The sequence below is a fragment of the Candidatus Eisenbacteria bacterium genome (assembly GCA_016867715.1).
Classification (GTDB): Bacteria; Orphanbacterota; Orphanbacteria; order Orphanbacterales; family Orphanbacteraceae; genus VGIW01.
The window spans coordinates 1-5,794 of sequence record VGIW01000139.1; the positions used below are offsets into that span (position 1 = coordinate 1).

Genomic DNA, 5,794 nt, shown 5'->3' on the forward strand with positions numbered 1-5,794 from the left:
GTACCATGACGGCGCCCGCCTCAAGAATCCTTAATCGACGAGGAGCCCTTTCTCGTCGTATCGTGCGGGGTCGGAAGGCCCGAGGGAGGTATCGCGATGAAGACAGGAAGCCGCATGTTCCTCTTCGGCGCTCTCGTCCTGGCGGCGGCGGTCGTGTTCCCGCTCGTCGGGGAGGCGACCGAGAAGGGCGCGGACGAGAAGCTCCGCAAGCAGATCTCGATCATGGAGAAGATCCTCGACGAGGCGCTCGTCGACAGCGAGAACGCGCTCGTGAAGTCGACGCACCCGACGAGAGGCGTGTACCTGGACGGTTTCGGCTTCCTCTTCACGATGGAGCTCGGGATCGTCGACGACCAGTTCCGCTGGCAGTCGCTCTCCAAGCTGCTCGACATCGGCGAGGGCTACGCGATCACGCGCGAGGAGAAAGAAAAGGAGGGCGAAACGGTCATCACGATCAAGAAGAAGAAAGAGGAGGAGCAAGGCGAGAAGCCGGCGGGCGAGAAGAAGACTGTCGACGAAGCCGCGCGTTGGGAGCTCGTGAAGAAGGAGCTCGTCGAGGTCGTGCGCGACTACGGGGACACGATCGCGCGCGCGAAGCCGGACGAGTGGTTCGCGATCTTCGCGACGCCGCTCTTGGGCTCGTGGGGGAGCGAGAAGGCGGAACGTCTCGTGATCCGCGTCCAGATGCGCGAGATCACCGACTACAACGAGGGAAGGCTGAGCGCGCAAGACTTCGAGAAGCGGGTTCGAATCATCGAGTCGTAACGATCGCAGCGCGCACCGCCCCGGGAGGCTCCGCCAGGGTCGCCCGGGGCGTTTTCTTTTCGGCGCGCGTGGCCGGCGCGAGCGCGCCGGATCCTCGCAATGAGAGAATGCAAGCGCTTGTCAATGAATCGGTTATGGACCTCGTCTCGCGGCGGGGCAAACTCGGTCTCCCCGTGCCGATAAGGGGTGGGGGAGGGTTCTCCATGCGGTTCGTGATCAAGCTCTGTCTCGTTCTCGTCGCGGCGCACGCCCTCTTCCTCCTCGGCTTCCCGCACGTGCTCCACCGGATGCTCGCCATGCGCGTGCGGGAGATCGTCGCGGAGTCGGCGCTCCACTCCGAGCAGTACGTTCGAGGGGAGATCCTCGCGTACGCCCGCGACAAGAAGATCCCGCTCGAGCAGGAGCGGGTTCTCGTCTGGAGGAAGGACGGGAAGGTGCGTGTCTGGCTCGCCTACGATCAGGTCGTGCAGTTCCCGATGGTCGCGCACCGGAGCGCGTTCCTTCTCGCGCACCCCCCGGGGACCGAGCCCCCGCGCAACTACTCGAAGAGCCGCTCGCTCTCCTCTCGGTGAGCCTTGCGGCGTCGAGCCGCGCTCTCCCGCGACCGGATCGCGTAGCAGTACACGCAGCCGAATGGACACGAGTCGTACGCGCCGATGTCCACGCTCCGCGCGCACCCGCATCCCTCTCGCGTCGGTCCCGGCTCCGCGTCCCATGCTTCGTCGGGCGCGATCCGACGGATCCTCTCCGCGTCGACGCACGCCCCCTTCGGAATGCCCGGAGGGCGGATCTCTTCTTCGCAGCATGTCGAGAGGACCATCCCCTCGCCCCGTGCGATCTCCTGGAGATCGAGGAGAAGCCGCCCTGCTTCCGTCCGGGTCGGGTCTTGAACCGCCCGGTCGAGGCGAGCGAGGCGCGCCTCGACCTTGCGGTACCGATCGAGGACGCTCACGACGACCGCTCCGGCGACACCGGAAAGCGAGCGCGCCATCCGCGCGAAGCGCTCGCGATGATCGTCCGGCTCGAGACCCTCGGACAGGATGATCGGGTCGTAGCGCCAGACCATCCGCTCCGGCCCGATCCGATCGGCGACGGACCGAAAACCCCTCATGCATCGCTCGCGGGAAAGGCCGGGCTCCAAGTCGCGCGGATACGCGGTGAGCGTGTATTGGAAGTAGTAGGGATAGCCTTCGCAGTCCAGAAGATCGAGCGCTCCCTGAAACGGGGTCGCGTCGCGCGTCCAAAAGACGAACGCGACGACATCCGGGCGGAGGAGCGAGACCTCGCGCACGCTCGAAGAAAACGGCGAGCGGACGGACGCGAAGCCCGCCCGCAGCCTTCGAACGAACCAGCCGGCGTACCAGGCGGGGAGATCGGTTCGGCGGCTCGCGGAGACGATGCGTCGCACGCCGCGCCGCTCGCTACTTCCTCCCGAAGGAAACGACCGCCCGCGGGAGAAGAGCGCCGAGAGAACGCATCGTGACGACCCGTGCCGCCTCCGCTCGAGCCGTGCCGGCGGGGAGCGTCATCGAGAGGCTTCCGAGCGTTTGCGCGACGCCGGGGTCCATCTCGTCGATGTCGATGTCCTCGAAGATCCGGAGATACGGGGATCCGGGCGCCGGATCGTCTTCAGGCTCCAGGGAGACGAGGACGCCATAGGTGCCGTCGTCCAGATTGCGGATCGAGCCGCTCACGAAGTCCTGTCCCGGGAAGTGAGGGATGGGCCCGCCCGGTCCGGCGTGGGGACCGGCTCCGTCTCCGTCCGGCCCGAGGGGATCGACGAACGCGCCGATCGAGACGGTATCGGGCGCGCCAAACACTTTATAGATCCATGCTTGATACTTCCAACCGGAGGGAGCGGCCGGGATCGGGAGGGTCCCGGTCGTCTCCCCCTCCTGCACCTCGTAGAACCAGATCCCGCGCCGGCGGTCGCCCGGATCCGCCGTCGAGGGGGTTTCCAAGATGTAGCGGGCGGTCGTCTCGGTGTACGCGTGTCCGAGCGCGAGCGGCTCGTCGGTGGAGAGGACCGCCACCCCGCCGCTCAAGCTTCCCGCCAGGAGGAACGAGCCGCTCGGCTCGGGGCCGTCCGCTGGATTCTGCAGGGAGATGCGGATCGCGCTCGCGTCGACGAGGCTCGATCCGATCGGGAACGCGGCGATTTCCACACCGGTCTCGACGTCCACGACGCGCCGGTTGACATAGAGGAACTTTCCGACGGAGACGAGAGTGTCGGGGTACGCGGCCCAGATCTCGTAGTGCAATCCCTGGGGCGCGCGGGGGAGCGTGGAGACGGTGAAGAAGAGGTTCCCGCTCCCGGCGTTCTTGTCGAGAAGCTTGAGGAAGAAAGGATCGTCGGAGAGGTCCGGATCCGGTTCGAGCGTCACGGCCGCCGCGAAGGATCCGCCGTCGAGGTCGAGCGGCGGGATGTTCCCTTCGGTCCGGACGAAATCCTGTCCGGGGAAGTCGTAGCCGGCTTCGGGGCCGGCCGTCTGGCCCGCGCCGTCCGAATCGGCGCCGGTCGGGCCGTCGAATCGGCCGGTCGAGTAGGCCGCGCCGGAATTCCGGTCGATCACCCACCCCTCGTACGTCCATGCGCCGGCGAGCGCCGGAAGGACGAGGCCGGAGACGCCGCCTCCGTCCGTCCACCAAATCCCTCGTCCGCAGTCGGCCGGTTCGGGGGTCGACGGGGTGTCGAAGAGAAAGAACCCGGCGGCGCCCGAGAGGTCCGCGCCAAGACCGCCGGCATCCGCGAGCGCGAGGGTCGCTCCGTTCTCGGAGACCGCGCCTCCCATCATGCGGTGCGGGCCGGGCGCGGCGCCCAGGGTGTCGCTCTCGAGCGTGAGAAGGAGCCGGTCCGCACTCCCGAGGGCTCTCTCCTGGTCGATCGATGGGATCGGCTCCCCGGCGAGCGTGACGGGCGCGCCGTCTCTTGCGGTGAAGCGAAGAACGAGCGAGGCGTTCGCGCCATCGATCGCCCAGAGGGCGAAGTGGTAAGGAGATGGATCCCCGAAATTGGAGAGCGTGAGAACGAGCCGGTCCTTTCCGTCGGGCGGCCCGACCGGCGCTTCCTCCTCGTCTCCGCAGCTCATCGTGAGGAAAAGAACGCCGCATAGAAGGATCCAGGCGGACCTCGGAAGTCTCATTGCCATTCCCCCATCGCGTGATTCGTGAGTCACCGGGGAAGTCCGGCCCCGGAAGACCGGCGGGCGCACGAAGACCGTCTCTCGCCGGCGCCTGTACGATACCCCCCCGGCGACGGAACGTCAATCGCGGGGTGGGGCGCGGATTCCGTGAACCGCTCGGCGCGAGGCTACCTCCGCGCGCGCGGATCGAGCGCGTCGCGGAGGCCGTCGCCGACGAGATTGAAGCCGATCACGGTGAACAGGATCGCGAGCCCCGGAAACGTCGCGAGCCACCACGCGCTCGTCAGGAGGTCCCTCCCGTCGTTGATCATTGTCCCCCAGCTCGCCGCCGGAGGCTGCACGCCGAGCCCAAGGAAGGAGAGCGAGGCCTCGATCATCACGGTGTTCCCGATGTTCAGGGTCGCCGCCACGATGATGGGGGCCATCGCGTTCGGGAGGATGTGCGCGAAGAGGATTCGCCGCCGGCTGAAGCCGAGAGCGCGCGCCGCGAGAACGAACTCCCGTTCCCGGAGCGAGAGGACCTCGCCGCGCACGATCCGTGCGGTCCCCATCCAGCCGGTCATGCCGAGGACCGCGACGAGAAGGAAGATCGACGGTTGAAAGAGAGCGATCACCGCGAGGAGAAGGACGAGCCGGGGAAAGGAGAGGATCACGTCGACGACGCGCATGAGAACCCAATCGGCCGCTCCTCCGAGAAAGCCGGCGGCCGCACCGACGAGCGCCCCGAGCGTCACGGCGATCGCCACGGACACGAACCCGATGAAAAGGGAAATTCTCGATCCATAAAGAATCCGGCTGAGGACATCGCGCCCGAACGGGTCGGTTCCGAGCGGATGCTCCGCCGAAGGGGGACGCGAGGCGGCATCGAGGTCTTGTCGGTTCGGTTCGCTCGGCGCGAGAATCGGGGTGAGGAGAGCGGCGAGATAGAGAACGAGCATCGCGGCGAGCCCGAACGAGGCGAGCCGGTTTCGCCGGAAGCGCCCGAGGAAACCGCGCGTCGCATCGCGCGGGGCGCGCCGCGCCCGCGCCTCCCATGCGGCGAACCCCGCGATCGCCGCGGCGAGAAAGAAAGCCGACGCGATCCCCGCGCCGCTTGGGTCGCGGAAGAAGCCCGCGATGCGCTCCGCTCTCCACGGGATCGTCGCGAGGAGGCACGCGAGGAGAACAAGGCGGAAGAGCCGCGCGGTCCCGAACGCTCTCTCCTGCGCGAGCCGCGTCGCGGGCGAAGTCCTCATCGCTCCCCTCCCCCCCGCCGGATGCGCGGATCGACGATCGAGTACGCGGCGTCCGCGAGTAGGTTCCCCACGACGACGAGAAGCGCCGAGACGATCGTGTTCGCCAAGATGAGCGGGTAGTCCCGCTGGAAGATCGCCGTCACGGTCACGCGCCCCATCCCCGGCCAACCGAAGATCGTCTCCACGAGCACCGCCCCGCTGAAAAGGTACGGAAGGTAGAGACCGAGAAGCGTGATCACCGGGAGAAGCGCGTTCCGGAGGATGTGGCGGAGAATCACGTCTCTTTCCGGGAGTCCCTTCGCGCGCGCGGTGCGGACGTAGTCCATCCCCATCACCTCGAGCACGCTCGCGCGCGTGTAGCGCGCGACCCCCGCCATCGCCCCGAGGCCGAGCGCGGTCGCTGGGAGGGCGAGATGCCGCGCGCGGTCGAGGATCTTTCCCGGAATCGACAGCGACTCGTACACGAAATCGATCGACGTCATCTGATCGGCCGGGAACCATCGAAGGTGATAGTGGAAGACGAGAAGAAGCATGAGCGCGAACCAGAAGCTCGGCATCGAGTAGAAGAAGAACGTGAGCACGGTGGCCGCGTGGTCGGCGAGCGAGTACTGCTTCACCGCGGAGAGGACGCCGACGAACACGCCGAGCGCG

General features: G+C 67.4%; 6 protein-coding genes. 2 read left to right on the top strand and 4 right to left on the bottom strand.

The window, feature by feature from the left end; translation table 11 throughout:
* Positions 1 to 96: 96 nt before the first annotated feature.
* Together FJY73_13860 and FJY73_13865 are read left to right on the top strand one after the other, a co-directional pair.
* Positions 97 to 765, top strand: a complete 669-nt coding sequence (locus FJY73_13860; protein MBM3321744.1) for a hypothetical protein — start codon at positions 97 to 99, stop codon at positions 763 to 765.
* Positions 766 to 968: 203 nt separating this feature from the next.
* Positions 969 to 1,337: a hypothetical protein gene (locus FJY73_13865; GenBank protein MBM3321745.1), complete on the top strand. Its 369-nt coding sequence runs from the start codon at positions 969 to 971 to the stop codon at positions 1,335 to 1,337.
* Here FJY73_13865 and FJY73_13870 read toward each other — a convergent pair.
* The 4 genes from FJY73_13870 to FJY73_13885 all read right to left on the bottom strand — a co-directional run.
* The gene (locus tag FJY73_13870) at positions 1,304 to 2,173 is read right to left on the bottom strand and encodes a DUF1848 domain-containing protein (GenBank protein MBM3321746.1); all 870 of its coding nucleotides are present in this window, start codon (positions 2,171 to 2,173) and stop codon (positions 1,304 to 1,306) included. The two genes, FJY73_13865 and FJY73_13870, sit on opposite strands and share 34 nt — an antisense overlap.
* A gap of 13 nt (positions 2,174 to 2,186) precedes the next feature.
* The gene (locus tag FJY73_13875) at positions 2,187 to 3,908 is read right to left on the bottom strand and encodes a hypothetical protein (GenBank protein MBM3321747.1); all 1,722 of its coding nucleotides are present in this window, start codon (positions 3,906 to 3,908) and stop codon (positions 2,187 to 2,189) included.
* 167 nt (positions 3,909 to 4,075) lie between these two features.
* Positions 4,076 to 5,143 carry an ABC transporter permease gene (locus FJY73_13880; GenBank protein MBM3321748.1) on the bottom strand — a complete coding sequence of 356 codons (1,068 nt, stop codon included), beginning with the start codon at positions 5,141 to 5,143 and terminating at the stop codon, positions 4,076 to 4,078.
* On the bottom strand, positions 5,140 to 5,794 hold a 655-nt coding region (locus tag FJY73_13885; protein MBM3321749.1), incomplete at its 5' end, for an ABC transporter permease. The genes FJY73_13885 and FJY73_13880, both read right to left, overlap by 4 nt.